This is a genomic window from Pseudarthrobacter ribosi (assembly GCF_055412865.1).
Window position 1 is genome coordinate 75,722 of sequence record NZ_JBVAYZ010000004.1, and the last position, 15,439, is coordinate 91,160.

Sequence of the window (15,439 nt, forward strand, 5' to 3'; positions counted from 1 at the left end):
TCAGAACGGAAAGCAGGCAGCTTGTCCGGCTGACTGATCAGGTAGGTATTTGGGGATGCTTCGTAGAGCCGAAAATGTCACGTATTCCGAGGAGCGGGTCAGCTTCTGGACTGGTCGCGGTCGGGCGATACTGACTGTTGGGAAGAGCGTCTTCGAGCTCGGCAAGTGGACACGGGAAGAGTTCCAGGAACGCCTGGACTTTCAGCTCCGGCGCCCCCTGAGAATCACCACGATCAGTGGGGGTCCAGCGGCGTGGGTCGAGGACGACCAGGCGGTTTGAGCTGGAGTCCCCATCGAAGACCGAGTCCAGCGGAGCGTTCTCATTGTCCGGTTTATCGACGTAGAAAACATCATCAAACGAGCCTTTGTTCGCCTGTTTCTGCGCAGTCTCCCACACAAGCTCGTCGCGTTCCTCAGGCTTCACTGTTGCCATAGCGGCGGTGAAATACATGCGCAGAGTCTGTTTAATGGACAGGTAGAACCTAGCCGGTGCATTTGATGGCGTGGTGATCTCGAGCGCATCCAGGCCTTCGTCGCCGGTTAGAGCGTTGAAGACGTCCTCGGCTGCCGTGTACATCGCCGCACCAGAGTTGGTCGGCTCGAATACTGCTGCTAGCAACTCCGCTTTGATGGCCCCTCGGCGTCCTTGAGACCGACCGACTAGCGAGTAGCAGAACAGAGCGGTGGCCATCCGGACTGCGGGCGCGTCTTGGCCGAGGCTGACTCCGTTGCGGGTTAGTACTTTGTCGACACCGACGGCTCGGCCGCCGCTGCCGTCGCTGCTGGTGACGTCGGTGCTTGCAACGGCGCGGTAGCCCTGGATCGCGCGGTCGTTACCGAGAAGGAGACCGGAGGACAGCAGCTGTTCGAGGGCTACGGTGAGCGGGATGTCACCTACCCCGATGAGTGCCGGGGCCCAACGGCCAGCCTGGTGCTCAGCAACCCAGTGAAGTGCGGTACGGGCAAAAATCGCCACCGTAGAACGGACCCTTTGGAAGCCCTGCACCTGCGACCACTCGTCGCGCACAAGACGCATGAGGTCGGGATGGAAGGGGTAGCTGCCGGCGACCCGCTCCGGCAATCCCACGGTGCCGCGGTTAGCGCCGAGCCTGTCGAAGACCGACTCGCGCCATCCGCCCTCTGCGCTGCGTGCAAAGTCCCCTGCAAGCTCATCGGTTGGGAGATCTCCGGCGGCAGGAAGCTCGAACAGCCTGCGGCGGATGATTGAGGCGAAGTCCTGCGCCTCGGTGACCGCGACTGTTGAGCCATTCCGGACCAAGCGCTGGGCCACGTAATCCCGGAAATCTTCGGCCTGGAATGGGTAGCCGCGCTCGTCAAGTTCGGAGCGAATCATCACCACGACGGCAGCCACTTGGGGTACATAATCACAGGCGTCCATAAGAGCGTTAAGGAACGGGAAATAGGAGCAGAAGGCATTGGGACCCCAAGAGACGAAACCGACAAGGAATCGCTGAAGTCCACCGAAAAGTTGGAAGAGGCAAATCGGACTAGGACAGGGGCTTCAGCATCCGGTCTCGCTCCGGATGGTCCCTCTCTGTTCAACCGTCGGCATTACACCGCCCGGACATTTTGATCGTCGACACCCTGGGCGACAATCGAACTCACCCTGCGCTGCTGGAGGATCCCGATGTCACCTTCTGTGGCGCGGGAACTTCCGGACCGTCAGGAACGTGGTTCGGCTTGCCAGGGTACAAGCGCTGCGCGGCCTCAGCACGTAAAAGGGCATCGCCGCAGTCGCCGATGTCGACGGCGATATGTGCCTGATGTAGTCCCCGAGTTATGTTGCTATTAAGGGGCGCTGCTGCACCGCGCCGCTCGATCCGGGCACGTATGTTCCCGTCGGAATTGAGGCTTCCTGGATCCTGCGAAAACTTCTCTGGAGCCAAGCGCCGAACCAGTCGGGCATGCCGTCTGGCGTGTTATAAGGATGGTTGGCTGCGAACCGGTCCTCGCCTATCGCCGCGAGAACGACGAATTCCAGTCTACTAATCTGCCCCTGACGCGACCCCGACGCGGCACGGCTCACCGCATCATCGTCGTACGGCGAGATGCATTCATCCAGCTGATCCAGAGTAAGGAAACCCATTCGCTTCAACATCCCGGCCGTCCACTCGTAGCCGAATTCTTTCATGCGACCGTCCGGACCGTAAGTCTTGTCAAGGTAGTTTTTGAGGGAGTCGGGTGTGATCTCCACCTGAGACAGCCTGCCTTCCTCGATCGAAGTCGCAGCCTGCTGGCGCACCTCCTCATGGGCATCCGCGATGGCTTGGAACTCCCGATCTCCGATTTCGATCATTCCTGCAAGAGCCATAAATCGGCGACCGATCGATTCGGGGAGAACATCGACTGACTTGTACTGGATGTCGTGCTCGATCTCCGCCCATGCATGCTGAAGGATAGTCCTGAGCTGGATTTCAGCACGCATTCCGCGAAACCGAGCATATTCCGGCAACGAGAGACGTCCTTCCGTGAGCCCTACCAGGAAGTGATAGCTCTCGTAACCCGGCTTGCCCGAGCTCCTGAGATATGAGGACCTGTTCGCCCGCTCAACCACTTCGAACTGGTCCGCAACGACTCTCTGAACCTCTTGAATGTCCTTGAGGAAGAATGTAATAACACGGCACCCAGCCATGTCTTGAATATCGTCAAGTGGATTCGGGTACCTTGGGATGCCCGGCTCCGCGTCCTGCGCCCTGGATGCTTTCTTTCCGAAACTCTCGGCAGACTTCGCCCGCTGTTCAATTGAGTGAACCTTGATGCGGGATTCTTCCAAGGCCTTGAACATTAGGGTTTGGACCGTTAGGGCAAGGTCCTCATAGCCGCCTTGAACCCTGCGATATTCCTCTTCGGCTATCCGCCGATGCTCGAAAAAGTCGAACTCGTCGATGGCGTCTTCGGCCGAGATGCTCGGCAGTGCTGTGTTGGTCACATGGACATAATTGCAGACCGCATGGCAGTCTCATTAGTCCCGGGCTCGGACCGTGTCGCAACGGGCGTATATACGGCTTGTCGCCTTCCCGCCTGCGTGGCACCAGAGACCAAGATGTTGAGTCCGCTCGCAACGGCTGCCCCCAGGAAGCGCGCCACCTGCGGCGTTAGGGTGCCCAGCTCCACAAGATGCTCCAGCCAGCCTGCCTTGACCGCGAATCTCCGGTCGTTGATGGCCCAGCGCCGGCGGGCAACGTCAGGGAGTACCACTTGAAGCCGCGAGCCGACCTTTATCTATCCCCGGGGCCCTTTTCCTAGGCCCCGGCGTGGAAGGTATCGGTAACTGCCAACTACAAAGGCCAGCGCGGATCGTGTCCAGCCCGCTCCTATATTAACAGTCGGCCGCCGGAACCGGGCGCAGTCCGGACGAAGATTAACAACACGGCGCCCTGGAAGTCCGCCTCAAAATTGACAATCTTGGAATACCGCCCCTTGACGGAAGTCAACAAATCCGGCCTTCCCAGATGAGCGTGATTAGGGCGGTTCGAGACTGGCACCGCGGGGAGGCCGTTTCCGGTGCGGCGGGAAAGAGGTCAGGGCCTCTTTGAATTGTTTGCGATCAAGCGACCAATATCCAAAAGAGACCCTGACGCGAAGATTTCGTGACCACGGCGGTGACCTTAGTGGTGGTCGGCAGCATGCGAATCGGCCAGTCTACTGGAGAGGTTCAACGTAGCATTCGCTGATGTGGTGGAGGCGTGGCTGATTCGGGGAGCCATTCTCGTGTCAGTGACTCAGCGGCTCCAATACAAGCTCGGGGCGCGTACAACCCCTGCGGTCTCGGCGCCAGGACGTGTCATTTACAAACGTCCAGAATGAAGGCCACAATGAGTCAAACTCACGGCGTCATGCGTGGGAGAGGCAGGCACCGGCCGTTTGCGGCGGCCGGCCAATCGGAGGAGCTTTCATGACCATACCGAGAATGACTTCCGAAGCCGACGCCTCCGGCCTGACGGCTGAAATCTGCGACGCCGACCGCAGCTCGATCGGCTACGTGCCGAGCCCCACAAAGCCCATGAGCCTCAAGCCGGAGGCCTACCTCGCCGGGGAGTCCCCTGACAAGGCCATCAGCACCTCGCTAGGCCTCCGCCGCTGCGAACTGGGCAAAAAGACACTAAAGATCATTAGCGAAGAGCGACTGCGAGCCATCGCTAGGGGCTTCCGCAATGCAGACCTGCCCGAGGCTGAGGTGGCCATGATGTACCACGCAATGAAGCTCAGCACGGATGCGGCGACCACGACCGACAGCAGGTCCGATCCCGGCCTCTGCTCTACTCCAACGCATGTGGTTAGGAACGAACGATGAAGCCCTTCACTCATGACCTCCTTGCTGGACTTATTGGCGGGGCACTGAGCGGTGGGCTTCTTTTAGCTGTGGCGCTCACGTGGGAAAACAACATAGCAGTTCGCCAAGAACGAGCTGCGGATTTGAGATTTGTCAGAGATGTCTACATTCAAGGTGCGACTGCGATGCCTTTCCAGGGCGTGGACCTCGAAGGGATGAACCTGCAAGGTCTTCACTTCGGCTGCAAGGACAAGGAAATAGTGGAAAGATGTTTCGTTTATGCCGACTTCTCTGAGGCAAACCTAAAGAATGCCAATATGTCCAAGATGGACTTGTCCTGGGCGAACTTCGGAGGCGCAGACCTGGAGGGAACTGACTTCAGCAGTTCAGATCTGGGCGGGGCAGATTTTCGTGGCGCCCGCAACCTGGAGAAAGCCAACCTTACGAACACTTGCAATGGGGCGATACTATGGCCAGACGGATTCCGGGCCCCTCCTGTTCAATACGAGAACTGCATACCCCAAGGCTTCTGACGAAGACGGGACAACAGAACTTCTGCCCTCGCTCCGAACACCCCCGAAGATGCGCGGCCAGCCACAGTGAGGGGTCAGGCGAGGAGCGAATTGCGCAGGGCGGGACATCTTCGCGAGGGAGTAGCTTTCTGGCACAGGCGCGCGTGGCCAAGGACCGCGCGTCTTTGGGAGGAGTTAGTCTCAGAAGCCCTGTGTTCATATGAACCGATACGTGCCGGGACGTGCTGTCACGTTTAGGCCCGGGAGAAGCCTCAGAAATCCGCACAAAAGGGTAGGGGACTGCGTATGTGGATGTTGCCGACAGCATCATTTTGGATCGCGATGCTGATAGTGTCCTCCTAGCCTTTATCGGGCGACTTGAAGCTGGTTTAAGACGAAAGAGCCGGAGATGATCAATACTGTGGTTCACTCAAAACTTCAATTGGAGGACCTGCCTAGCGGCACAATCCTGCGGGAGGCCGGAGAACCCGTTTCCTGGGTGCTGCGCGAGCCCCAGTCCGGATCGATTCGGTATGTACAACTTACCCAAAAACACAACGCTCAGGTGCAGTTTCCACTGAGAGTCTCGTGGCAACCCGACGGACCACTCCGCGACATTGATTTGGCCCGGTCATCCGACATTGATAACCAGGGCAACCCAATCCGCGATTACCTGGAACGCGTCTGGATCGCACAGAAACTGGTCGCATCACCCCTCGTCGTCGGCGCCCTCTAGTCGAACAATCCGGGGCACACAGGAATCGAATACGCACATTCTTCGGTTCTGCTTTTAGTAGCACAATCACGAGATACCAGATTGAGGTTCTAAAGTGCCTAGCGGGACGCGATCTCAATGATGGCGTTGACGGCGTATTTGCCGAGCTCGCTGTCGCTTGCCAGGTCTCTTCAGCCGGATTGCTGAAGATTGAGTGCCTCTCCTTCCGTGGGTCTGAATGAGGAAGTGAGCAAGCCAAAATCACGACCGAATACTTTTAGTCGAAGCTGGAGCGTCGCGTGCGGAGGCTGTGACGCCCGGACTATGGCTCTTGATGCGCCACGCCACAGCGCCGGTACCGGCCCAGGAAAGCAGCGGCTCTTGCTCTACAGAGTCGGCTTTGGTGGGCTCGCTGTAAGTCGGAGGGCTGCTGACCGTGTCCTCTACGGTCGTCTTCCAGTCCTCGCTGTTTTTACATCCTTGCCGCTTGCGACTGCGCTTTGTCGGGGCAACAATCGACGAATGATGCCGCTCAGTTCGCAACGTGCTCGTTCGAAACGTCTCCCAGAAGCTCCTGAAGGAAAGACGGTTCAGGGCACCTTGTCCTCCCTGCCCACAGGTAATACCGGGGAGGCCCGACTTCAGAGCAATGAGCATGTCCAGGCTCTCGGCCTCCCTGACCTCTCCGACCACGAGCCGGTCCGGCCGCTTGCGCAGGGCTTCCTTAACGAGCCCTACCCACCCGCCTCAGCGCGGTCATGGAAGAACGCGGCCTGACAATCCCTGAGGCTTACTCCGCGAAAGATCGAGCCACCGGCCGCCCCGTCGTGAGCCCCCCGCAGAGCGTGCACGAGGCCGTGAGCGTCGCTTGCCCGTTTCGGTGCCCGTGACGTTGAACGAGGCGTCCAATTTAATCGTCGCTAATGTCCCGTCGGCCTTCCGGATATGTGCCTCGTAGGCAGCCCCAGTCCGACGGACGATGCCGGCAGACGAAGGCTGCGTCGGTCAGAGCCACCTCTGGCGCTGTGCGCGCCATTGTGTTCCCATTGACCCGGTCATACCGTGAAGAGACGGTCAGCCGAAGTGCAGGTGCGGGCATGCGGATAACATCCATATCATCGCGCTGGCTCCTGCTGTGCTTCCTGGCCGCGGCAATCCTTGGCGGCGCCACGCCGCCGGCACCTGCCCCCTCCGCCGCGCCGGCCACCGGACCCGCGAATCCCGAGCAGGCCTACGCGGAACTGGACTCCTTCCTGCAGGAGCAGATCGAGGTCCTCGGACTTCCGGGCGCTGCCGTCGCCGTCGTGAAGGACGGGGTCCGGGTGCACGTTGCGGGCTTTGGCCGCGCTGATGACTCCGGACGGCCGTTGACCCCGCGGACGCCGGTGCTGCTGGCCTCCACCAGCAAGACCCTCACCGCCATCGCCGTGATGCAGCAGGTTGAGGCCGGCCGGCTGCGGCTGGACGAGCCGGTGCGGACCTACCTGCCCTGGTTCACGCTGGACGACAGCCGTTCGTCAGCCATCACCGTCCGCCACCTGCTCCATCAGGCGAGCGGCATGGCCTCAAAGGACACGGCCTTCGAGGCCTCCGACGCGCAGGGCCCGGAAGCCCTCGAAGACGGGGTGCGGGCCCTGGCAGAATCCCCGCTGGCCGGCGAACCGGGCACGGCCTTCCGGTATGCCAGCGCCAACTTCAACACCGCGGGCCTCCTCGTGCAGACCGTCTCCGGCCAGCCGTTCGGCGACTACCTGGAGCAGCACGTCTTCGGACCCCTGGCGATGGCCGACAGCCATCCGACCCGGGCTGATGCCCGCGCAGACAACGCGGCTGCCGGCTACTCGCGGTGGTTCGGCGCCTGGTGGCGCCAGACCGACGTCCCCGCTCCCACCACCGGAATGCCGTCGTCCACGATGTACTCCTCGGCCGAGGACCTGAGCCGCGAACTGATGGCCCTGCTCGACGGCGGCCGGGACGGCGACGCCCGGATCCTCCAGCCCGAGAGCATCGAGGCGATGTTCGAGCCGCGCGTGCAGGTGGACGGATCCAAGCACTACGCCATGGGCTGGTTCGCCCGGCCGCTGGTGGAGTCCGCCGATCCCGCAGCACCGCCCGTCCCGGAGGGGACGTTGCCCCTTCTCCTGGAGCATCAGGGGGAATGGGGCAACAGCCACACCTACCTGGCCATGGTTCCGTCCGCCCGGCTTGGCGTCGCCCTGGTCATCAACGGCAATGACGCGGCTGCCCCGTCGCGGCTGAAGGCGATCGACACCAACCTCCTGCGGATTCTCCACGGCCAGGCGCCGGTGCCGGCGGTGGTGCACGAGGACTGGCTGCAGAGCTACAGCTGGGCCGTCGCGCTCGGACTGCTGCTGGCGGAGCTGCTCAGCCTGTGGCTGGTGCTGCGTTTCCTGGTGCGGCGGCGATATGCCCCTGCCGGGCATCGGCGCATTCTCTTGGCCTGGGCCGCCGCGGCACTCGCCCTCGACGGGTTCGCGCTGTGGCTGTGCCTCAGCTACGCCCCCGCCCGCTTCGACACCCACCTGTTCGTCGTCGTCCGCCAGTTCCCCGACGTCGGCGTCTTTCTGGTGCCGGTTCTTGCGCTGGCGATCCTGTGGCCGGTCCCCCCGAACGGTCTGGCTGCTGGTGACGATGCGGGGGTCGCGGGCAGCACCCTGAGAGGAGGTACTGAACGCTTCCGCGACTGCTTCACCGGAAGCGGAACCGCGGGACCTTGCCGGGCTCCGTAGATAGACTGCAGTGGTACGTGTCCCTCGACTATTAGGAGAAGTTCATGAGCTACAGCGGAAGTCAGTCCGAGAAGCCGGTAGCAGCCGGTGACCTGGACCGCAGCCATATCGGTCATACTGTGAGCTTTGAATCTAACGACTTCACAGTTGTCTTCGGAACACTCTCCGGCGTTGCCCGGACGGACGCCATGGTGTACCTGTCCCTTCAGGGAGTGGGCGGCGGCACGCACCTCAAGGACGAGTACGACCTGCCCGTCAGTCAGAACGTCTATCTCCAGAAGGATCCCCTGAGCAGCGCGGGAAAAACCCTCTCGGAGGCGGAACGGGTCATCAAGGAGAAGTTCGACGAGATCAAGAAGAACCTCCGGGACCGGGAACAGAAACCCGGTTCCGAGTAACCGGCATCCAGCCACAGGGGAACCCCGCAGCGCCCGCGCTGCGGGGTTCTCTTTTTGTTCCTGCGCGCCCGGGGCGGGTCCCGAGGACGCGGCGGCGTTCTTCCAGTTCCTCGGCTGACGACGCATGCCTCCCTAAGAAACCGTTGTTGTCGGTAGTTCACCCGGTTGCCCCGGCATCGGCACTAATCCTCGCATCGGTCCTAGCAGTTTCAGCGCCTCCGGACCAACTCTCCCGAAAGTCCGACGCCGCCGGAGAACTGTGGTTGGAAACAGAACGGGCGCTGCGTTACCGGGGGACCGCCGGACTGCGGACTGCGTAACCCTTCGGCAACTTTCATGAGGCTCGAAAGTAGATGAGCTGCATCCTTCGCGGCGTCAGAAGGCTCATGAACCAACCCGATGGACTCAGGACAGTCACTGCCTCAGCGGCGGGACGGTTCGGCGCCTGCGTGCTTGAGCGTGTCCGCCAGGAGCGGCCCGTTCAGTCACCGACAGCTTCGCGGCCGCGGCGTACGATGAGCGGGTCCGGGCTATACACGACCGCTGTGTCTTTGTCGTCGTAGTCGAACTGGTTGAGGAAGAAGCGCAGGGCGTTGATCCGCCCTCGTTTTTTGTCGTTCGATTTGATGGTGATCCACGGTGCGTGGTCGCTGTCGGTGCGCAGGAAAGTCTTTTCCTTTGCCTCCGTGTAGTCCTCCCATCGGTCCAGGGAAGCAAGATCCACGGGTGAGAGCTTCCAGCGCCGGACAGGATCGATCTGTCGGATCGCGAAGCGGGTACGCTGCTCGTGCCGGGTGACGGAGAACCAGAACTTGGTCAGGTGGATTCCGGAGTCCGCGAGCATCCTCTCGAAGAGCGGCGCCTGCCCCATAAATGTCTCGTACTCCTCGTTGGTGCAGAAGCCCATGACCCGTTCCACGTTGGCACGGTTGTACCAGGACCGGTCGAACATCACGATTTCGCCTGCGGTTGGGAGGTGCTGGACATAGCGCTGGAAATACCACTGGCCTTGTTCCCGCTCCGATGGTTTGCTCAGCGCCACCGTCCGGGCGTAGCGGGGATCGAGGTGCTCGGTGAATCGCTGGATTGTCCCGCCCTTACCTGCGGCATCCCGGCCCTCGAAGACGATAACGACTTTCAGGCCGCGGTCCTGACCCCAGTACTGGAACTTCAGCAGTTCGATCTGCAGACGGTATTTTTCCAGCTCGTACTCTTCCCGAGACATCCGCTCCCCGTAGGGATAGTCTTCCCGCCAGGTCTGGATCGCTGAGCCCCCGGGGTCGATGAGCTCCGGGTCCTCGCCGTGGCCGCCGCTGACCGTGTAGCCCTGCTCCACTAGATGGTCGATGGCCTCACGCAGGTTATCCCTCACCCACCACGGATCATCGGGCGTCCACGGCCCGTCCGTAAGCGTCATCCGGGTCTCCCTTCAGGCACCGCCCCAGAGTCGAGGAAGTCTAACAGGACGACTGGCGCGCCGGAACCTCGGCCAGGCATCACTGGCCAAGCCAGCATTGATCCACGATGCTATCTCGGTTGGAGTGAATCGATCATGGGACGGCCGGCAACGGCGTTATCCTAATGTGACTTAGCCCGGGTGGCCGGGGTAGTCTCTACGGGTGCCCTGGTTTAGTCAGGGCATTCCCGTGCAGAATGCCGAGCCCTGCCGCTCATCGGGATCCGTTCTAGAATCCAAATGGCAGGGACGGGGGACCCACTTTTTACCGGTCTTGGCTTCAAGACCTAGGGGTTAAGTCCTGCGGCTCCCGATCATTACGGGGCAGGACCGGGTGACTCCCATCCGAACCCGACAGCTCACCCCGCAGGCATGGGAGAGGCACTCACCATGTCACGCATGTCCATTCCGGCGCGCCACCGCGCCACCCCGACACAGTCCCCCGCTCTACAGGGACTGTCGTTTTCCCTGAAAGCCCACGCATCATCCCTGGCCAGACCGGCCGCCGTCGTCGCCGTCGCATCAGGCCTCGCTTTCGGAATCGGAGCACCTGCACAAGCTGGCGCGTACGCCCCGGACGGTTCCGCCAGCCCCAATGTCCAGGCACAGGCAGCCACCGCACCTTCCGCTAAGGGCAGCCATCACACCATTGCGCCCGGTGACACTCTCGGTGCCATTGCCGCTCGATACGGAGTGGGACTGAACGCGGTCATATCCGCCAACGCGCTCTCACTCTCCTCCGTGATTTACCCCGGGAATCAGATCCTGATCCCTGCGGCGGGACAGAGCCCGGCAACGGCCCAGGCCAGCCCGGCGGCTCCCCAGACTGTCCCGCAGGCGACCCCGCCGTCGGGCATGGGCATCAATGCCGCGTCCGCATCGATCACGCCGAAGGCATCACCTGCTCCGGCGGCAGCACCCGCAGTCCAGGGCAGCGCAGTCGGTGCCGCCCTCGTTGCCTCAGCCCAGGCGCAGCTCGGAGCCACCCAGGACTGCACCATCCTGGTGGAAAAAGCCCTTCGGTCCATCGGTAAGCCGGTAGGCGATATCGGCCCCGCAAAGTTCCACCAGTACGGAACTCCTGTAGCAAGCCCTCAGGCCGGTGACCTTATGATCAGCTCGGGACACGTGGGAATCTACATCGGTGACGGGCAGGCCATCAGCAGTGGCATGAACGGCGTCAACGAAACCATCGTGCACCCGGCCTCCTGGCTCGGAGGATCCACCTTCGTACGCGTAAACGCGTAGCAGCCAGATCGAGTCCGGACAACAGTGGCAGGTGCAACGCACCTGCCGCTGTTGTCTCACAGGACGCCGGCCGGCGGTAAGCGGACCTTCCGCCTTCGGGTCTCCCTGGTTCCCGGCAGAGGCATAAGTTTGTCGTACGGCCTGCCGGCGGGACTGCTCAAAGTCGTGCGCACGTTCACGCTTACGGACTACACCGGGATGACCCTTCTGCGGGCTACGGATACGGCCGGCGGCCCACTCAGGGGCTTGGCCGGGAAGACGCCCGGAACCGACCTTGCCCTGACCGGGTTCCTCGACGCGGTCAAATTCCGGGCCGAGCTGCTCAGCTTTCACTTCGAAGGCGGAGTCCTTCCCGGCCCGGCGACATCCGCCGCTCCGGATGCCGGGACCTGACGCCCGCAGCTCGGGCCATTCCCCGCGTCGCACCCAACGTGTTCATTGAACGTTTATGACAGCACCGTAGGGTTCAGCCGATGAACGTTCAACCCCGTCAGCCCCTGGACCGAGCCGCGCATGGCACCGGCCCGAACCGAACCGATGGTGGGCGCTGAGCCGCGCACCTATTTCGTCCATGCCGCTCGGCCCGGCAATACAGTCTCGGCGGGCCTGCTTGCCGAGGGGTCAACAGTGGATTCCGTACCCCGCATGCGCTACGCCCGGAGTGTCTCATTCTCCTGTCAGGGGTGGTGGAAGGGGATCAGCAGCCCGATCGCGCCGGCGATGGAGAGGGCAGCGCGGAGGTGGTTGGCCGGATTCCAGGATTGCTGGTAGCCGTGCCACTCCCGGTCCGACCGGCCGCCGGTCCTGGACAGACGGTTGTTCAGAGGCACGTTTATGACCATGGTGGATGCCCACCCTGCCAGGTAGGCTGCCGCCCCGGCGACTCTGACGGGTGAATGGGTCAGTGGTTCCGTGGCCTGGACGGCGAGGACGGCTCCGCAGGCCGCAGCGGTGCCGAAGAACAGGATCATGAACGGCGGCCTCACAGCCTTCTCGTTAATGGACACCATGGCTGCGATGGCGTCCTGCGCCGGCCGCCGTCGGAGGGCGGGCATGACCACGGTGGAGAAGGCGAGGTAGAAACCTCCAGCGACCGCGGAGCCGGTACCCGCGATCACGGGCAGCCACCCGTTCACCGCAGTTCCGCACTGGCCGGCGCGTCCCACACGCCGGTTTCAACGGTGCGCCTCGCATACGTGCTGAAATCGGTGGGGTTCCGGTCCAGGGCACGGGCGAGGTCTGGGGACAAGGAGGCGTTCCGCCCGTCGAGGATCTCAGTGAACAGCCCGGCCAATGGCAGCGCTTCTTCGACAGGGACCCCGTCGTGGGCGAGATCGTCCGCAAATTCCTCCGCCGTGCAGGGCGCGAACGCGATCGGACGGCCTGTGGCGGCGGACAGTTCAGACGCGACATCCCGGAGGGTAAGCAGACGGGGGCCGGTCAGCTCCAGCAGCCGTCCAACATGGCGGTCGCCGGTGAAGGTGTCGGCGGCAACCTCAGCGAGGTCGTCCAGGTCCAGGAAGGGCTCGGCTATGCCCCCATTGGCCGGCAGCAGGAGCCTGCCCCTTCGGACCGGACCGAGCAGAAAGTGCTCACTGAAATTCTGGGCAAACCAGGAGCAGCGCAGCACCGTCCACTCCAGCCCAGACCGCTGCACGGACTCCTCGGCCGCCCGGGCACCGGCCTCGCCGCGGCCGGACAACAGCACCAGCCGCTGGACCCCCGCGTCAGCTGCAGCGTCGGCGAAACGGGCGATCAGCTCAGACGCCCCGGGAAAGGCCAGATCCGGGCTGTAACAGAGATACGCTGCCCTGACTCCGTCGAGAGCGCGAGGCCAGGTGCCGGTGTCGTCCCAGTCAAAGGGAACCGGCCCGTGCCGGGTACCAATCCTCACCGCCACGTGGCGGTCCAGGAGGCGACGGACGAGCCGGGCGCCAGTACGGCCGGTTCCTCCGGTGACAAGAACAGGAGCGGGAGTAAATTTCATCGTCATATCTACCAGACTGCCCCACCCGACTTGGACCATGAATGCGCAGGGATCGCTAATTCATCCGTCAGCGTCTAGCCTGAGTGCATGGATCCGTTGACACAGTTCCTCACCGGGCCCCGGGCCCAAGCCGCGTTCACCCTGCGGGTCGTCATGGACCCGCCCTTCTGCATTGACGTCCGGGATGGGGCTGCGCTGACGGTGATCGTCGCGGTGAGCGGTGACGCCTGGATCTCCGTCGAAGGAAGCGACCCCCGTTCCCTGAGTCCGGGACAGGCGGCCACTGTCCGGGGCCCGGCTCCGTACATGGTGACGGACACGCCGGGCCGGGCACCGACAGTCGTGATCGACGCCGGTCAGTCCTGCCGTTCGCCCGCCGGGGACCACCTGGAACTGTCGATGTCACACGGCATACGCACCTGGGGCAACAGCCCCCGCGGGGACACCGTCCTGTTGATCGGCACCTACCAGACGGCGGCAGCGGCCGGCCAACTGATTACCTCAGCCCTGCCTGCCTTGGCCCTTTTCGACAAACAGGAGATCGATCCGGCACTACTTAGCATGCTCGAACGCGAACTTACCCACCCCGGGCTGGGGCAGGAGAGCGCCCTGGACCGGGTCCTTGACCTACTGCTTCTGCACCTGGTGCGCGTCTGTGTGGAACGTGCCGATAACATGCTGCCCAGCTGGGCAGCAGGCACGCGCGACCCCATCGTTGCCCGGGCTCTGGCCTCCCTGCACGAGGACCCGGCCGCCCCGTGGACCGTCGCCGAGTTGGCCCGGCGGACCCATGTTTCCCGGGCAACCATGGCCGCCCGGTTCCACTCCGCCGTCGGCCAGCCACCGATGGCCTATCTAACGACCTGGCGCCTGGCTCTGGCCGCAGACAGACTGTCCTCCAGCACCGCTACCACCGCTGTCATCGCCGAAGAGGTCGGCTACAGCAACGCCTTCGCGTTCAGCGCCGCTTTCTCCAGGGTCTACGGCATCAGCCCCACCAGTTACCGGCGAACCGCGAACAACTTGGGCACTCGGGAGGACAGCCCTTAGAAAGACGCTCAACGTCCCAGGCAGCACGTCCCGGGAATCATCCGATCGCCAGGACCAGATAGAGAGGGCCGTGAGGACGGCCGCGGTGGGCGTCATGACCAGGCGCTCCGGTTTGCTCCGGAGCCGGTAGAGGATATGCGGACAACGGCGAACTCGCACGGGCAAACATCGACCGCGAGGGATGTCGACGTCGCGCGCTACTGGCTCGGCGATCCAAAGCGAAAAGCCTGAACCCCCTAGACATGTGACTAATTAGTCACCTATTCTGGAGCTGTGGACGCCGTATTCAAGGCCCTGGCCGACGCCACCCGCCGCGATCTCCTGGATGAGCTCTTCCGGAACGACGGGCAGACCCTACACGCCCTTGAGGCCCGCTTCGCGATGACCCGCTACGGCGTGATGAAGCACCTCAGGGTCCTGGAGGACGCCGGCCTGGTGGTGACCCGCCGTCGGGGGCGGGAGAAACTCCACTTCCTGAATCCGGTGCCCATCCGGCTGGTCCACGACCGCTGGGTGAGCAAATATGCCGAACCATGGGCCGCTGGCCTCAGCGACCTCAAAACCAGATTGGAAAGTCCCATGGAAAAGATCTTCGAAATCTATATCAAGACCACCCCGGAGCGGCTCTGGGAGGCGATCACGGACGGCGAGATCCGCAGCAAGTACCAGTTCGGGTCCGTCATCACCTCGGACTGGACGCCGGGATCCCGGTTCGAGATGGCACCCAAGGGCGGGGAACCCCTGGGCGAGGGCGAGAACCTGGAAGTGGACCCGCCCCGCCGGCTCGTCCAGAGCATGCGCGCGCTCTGGGGCGAGGACGTCAAGGCCGAGGGCACGTCCCGGGTCACCTGGGAGATCGAACCGGTGGGCGATTCCTGCCGCCTGACCGTCACCCACGACCAGCTCCGCGAAGGCGCCAACGACCAGCTCTACGGCGGCTGGCCGATGATCCTCTCCGGCCTGAAGACCTGGCTGGAAACCGGCGAGCTCCTCACCACTCCCGGCTCCCTCATGTACACCTGAGGCGGC

General features: G+C 62.9%; 14 protein-coding genes, 2 pseudogenes and 1 riboswitch. Of the genes and pseudogenes, 9 read left to right on the forward strand and 7 right to left on the reverse strand.

Features of this window, described 5'->3' with window-relative positions:
* Window positions 1–37: 37 nt before the first annotated feature.
* The 3 genes and pseudogenes from ACZYZ5_RS05450 to ACZYZ5_RS05460 form a co-directional block, all read right to left on the reverse strand.
* Window positions 38–1,372 (reverse strand): DUF499 family protein, encoded by a 1,335-nt coding sequence (locus tag ACZYZ5_RS05450; protein WP_463899827.1) that lies wholly within the window; start codon window positions 1,370–1,372, stop codon window positions 38–40.
* Between the two features lie 426 nt (window positions 1,373–1,798).
* On the reverse strand, window positions 1,799–2,950 hold the full coding sequence (locus ACZYZ5_RS05455) for a GTP pyrophosphokinase (RefSeq protein ID WP_463899829.1): 1,152 nt from the start codon (window positions 2,948–2,950) through the stop codon (window positions 1,799–1,801).
* An 83-nt stretch (window positions 2,951–3,033) separates the two neighbouring features.
* Window positions 3,034–3,234 (reverse strand): annotated as a pseudogene (locus ACZYZ5_RS05460) (CpaF family protein); the annotation flags it as partial.
* 697 nt (window positions 3,235–3,931) lie between these two features.
* Between ACZYZ5_RS05460 and ACZYZ5_RS05465 the strand changes: the two are divergent.
* The 3 genes from ACZYZ5_RS05465 to ACZYZ5_RS05475 all read left to right on the forward strand — a co-directional run bounded on the left by ACZYZ5_RS05465 (window position 3,932) and on the right by ACZYZ5_RS05475 (window position 5,542).
* A complete protein-coding gene (locus tag ACZYZ5_RS05465; RefSeq protein WP_463899831.1) occupies window positions 3,932–4,315 on the forward strand; it encodes a hypothetical protein in 384 nt (127 codons plus the stop codon).
* Window positions 4,312–4,827, forward strand: a complete 516-nt coding sequence (locus ACZYZ5_RS05470; RefSeq protein WP_463899834.1) for a pentapeptide repeat-containing protein — start codon at window positions 4,312–4,314, stop codon at window positions 4,825–4,827. Before ACZYZ5_RS05465 ends, ACZYZ5_RS05470 begins: the two co-directional genes overlap by 4 nt.
* A gap of 388 nt (window positions 4,828–5,215) precedes the next feature.
* Window positions 5,216–5,542 carry a hypothetical protein gene (locus tag ACZYZ5_RS05475; protein ID WP_463899836.1) on the forward strand — a complete coding sequence of 109 codons (327 nt, stop codon included), beginning with the start codon at window positions 5,216–5,218 and terminating at the stop codon, window positions 5,540–5,542.
* A gap of 600 nt (window positions 5,543–6,142) precedes the next feature.
* On the opposite strand, the pseudogene ACZYZ5_RS05480 reads toward ACZYZ5_RS05475, so the two are convergent.
* Window positions 6,143–6,253 (reverse strand): annotated as a pseudogene (locus ACZYZ5_RS05480) (ATPase, T2SS/T4P/T4SS family); the annotation flags it as partial.
* 365 nt (window positions 6,254–6,618) lie between these two features.
* Here ACZYZ5_RS05480 and ACZYZ5_RS05485 point away from each other — a divergent pair.
* Together ACZYZ5_RS05485 and ACZYZ5_RS05490 are read left to right on the forward strand one after the other, a co-directional pair.
* Window positions 6,619–8,271, forward strand: coding sequence for a serine hydrolase domain-containing protein (locus ACZYZ5_RS05485; RefSeq protein WP_463899837.1), 1,653 nt, complete (start codon window positions 6,619–6,621; stop codon window positions 8,269–8,271).
* 44 nt (window positions 8,272–8,315) lie between these two features.
* Window positions 8,316–8,669, forward strand: a complete 354-nt coding sequence (locus tag ACZYZ5_RS05490; protein WP_463899839.1) for a hypothetical protein — start codon at window positions 8,316–8,318, stop codon at window positions 8,667–8,669.
* Between the two features lie 481 nt (window positions 8,670–9,150).
* Here the strand turns inward: ACZYZ5_RS05490 and ppk2 are convergent, their stop codons facing one another.
* The gene (gene ppk2 / locus ACZYZ5_RS05495) at window positions 9,151–10,086 is read right to left on the reverse strand and encodes a polyphosphate kinase 2 (protein ID WP_463899840.1); all 936 of its coding nucleotides are present in this window, start codon (window positions 10,084–10,086) and stop codon (window positions 9,151–9,153) included.
* Window positions 10,087–10,342: 256 nt separating this feature from the next.
* Window positions 10,343–10,513: riboswitch (cyclic di-AMP (ydaO/yuaA leader) on the forward strand.
* On the opposite strand from ppk2, the gene ACZYZ5_RS05500 reads away from it, so the two are divergent.
* Together ACZYZ5_RS05500 and ACZYZ5_RS05505 are read left to right on the forward strand one after the other, a co-directional pair.
* The gene (locus tag ACZYZ5_RS05500) at window positions 10,498–11,373 is read left to right on the forward strand and encodes a LysM peptidoglycan-binding domain-containing protein (protein ID WP_463899843.1); all 876 of its coding nucleotides are present in this window, start codon (window positions 10,498–10,500) and stop codon (window positions 11,371–11,373) included. (Overlaps the previous riboswitch by 16 nt.)
* A 129-nt stretch (window positions 11,374–11,502) precedes the next feature.
* Window positions 11,503–11,766 carry a hypothetical protein gene (locus tag ACZYZ5_RS05505; RefSeq protein ID WP_463899845.1) on the forward strand — a complete coding sequence of 88 codons (264 nt, stop codon included), beginning with the start codon at window positions 11,503–11,505 and terminating at the stop codon, window positions 11,764–11,766.
* Between the two features lie 284 nt (window positions 11,767–12,050).
* Here the strand turns inward: ACZYZ5_RS05505 and ACZYZ5_RS05510 are convergent, their stop codons facing one another.
* Entirely contained in the window at window positions 12,051–12,509 is a 459-nt protein-coding gene (locus ACZYZ5_RS05510; protein ID WP_463899848.1) for an anthrone oxygenase family protein, read from the reverse strand.
* Entirely contained in the window at window positions 12,506–13,366 is an 861-nt protein-coding gene (locus tag ACZYZ5_RS05515; protein WP_463899850.1) for an NAD(P)H-binding protein, read from the reverse strand. Before ACZYZ5_RS05515 ends, ACZYZ5_RS05510 begins: the two co-directional genes overlap by 4 nt.
* 81 nt (window positions 13,367–13,447) lie before the next feature.
* Between ACZYZ5_RS05515 and ACZYZ5_RS05520 the strand changes: the two genes are divergently transcribed.
* Complete coding sequence (locus tag ACZYZ5_RS05520) at window positions 13,448–14,410, forward strand: cupin domain-containing protein (RefSeq protein WP_463899851.1); 963 nt, start codon at window positions 13,448–13,450, stop codon at window positions 14,408–14,410.
* A gap of 273 nt (window positions 14,411–14,683) precedes the next feature.
* The gene (locus ACZYZ5_RS05525; protein WP_463899853.1) at window positions 14,684–15,433 is read left to right on the forward strand and encodes an ArsR/SmtB family transcription factor; all 750 of its coding nucleotides are present in this window, start codon (window positions 14,684–14,686) and stop codon (window positions 15,431–15,433) included.
* The last annotated feature ends 6 nt before the right edge of the window (window positions 15,434–15,439 follow it).

What these genes read in the sequence shown, in the direction of transcription:
- ACZYZ5_RS05465 (WP_463899831.1), top strand. Translation starts at nt 3,932, where the DNA reads ATGACTTCCGAAGCCGACGCCTCCGGCCTGACGGCTGAAATCTGCGAC.
- ACZYZ5_RS05475 (WP_463899836.1), top strand. Translation starts at nt 5,216, where the DNA reads ATGATCAATACTGTGGTTCACTCAAAACTTCAATTGGAGGACCTGCCT.
- ACZYZ5_RS05520 (WP_463899851.1), top strand. Translation starts at nt 13,448, where the DNA reads ATGGATCCGTTGACACAGTTCCTCACCGGGCCCCGGGCCCAAGCCGCG.
- ACZYZ5_RS05485 (WP_463899837.1), top strand. Translation starts at nt 6,619, where the DNA reads ATGCGGATAACATCCATATCATCGCGCTGGCTCCTGCTGTGCTTCCTG.
- ACZYZ5_RS05500 (WP_463899843.1), top strand. Translation starts at nt 10,498, where the DNA reads ATGGGAGAGGCACTCACCATGTCACGCATGTCCATTCCGGCGCGCCAC.
- ACZYZ5_RS05515 (WP_463899850.1), bottom strand. Translation starts at nt 13,366, where the DNA reads ATGACGATGAAATTTACTCCCGCTCCTGTTCTTGTCACCGGAGGAACC.
- ACZYZ5_RS05490 (WP_463899839.1), top strand. Translation starts at nt 8,316, where the DNA reads ATGAGCTACAGCGGAAGTCAGTCCGAGAAGCCGGTAGCAGCCGGTGAC.
- ppk2 (WP_463899840.1), bottom strand. Translation starts at nt 10,086, where the DNA reads ATGACGCTTACGGACGGGCCGTGGACGCCCGATGATCCGTGGTGGGTG.
- ACZYZ5_RS05470 (WP_463899834.1), top strand. Translation starts at nt 4,312, where the DNA reads ATGAAGCCCTTCACTCATGACCTCCTTGCTGGACTTATTGGCGGGGCA.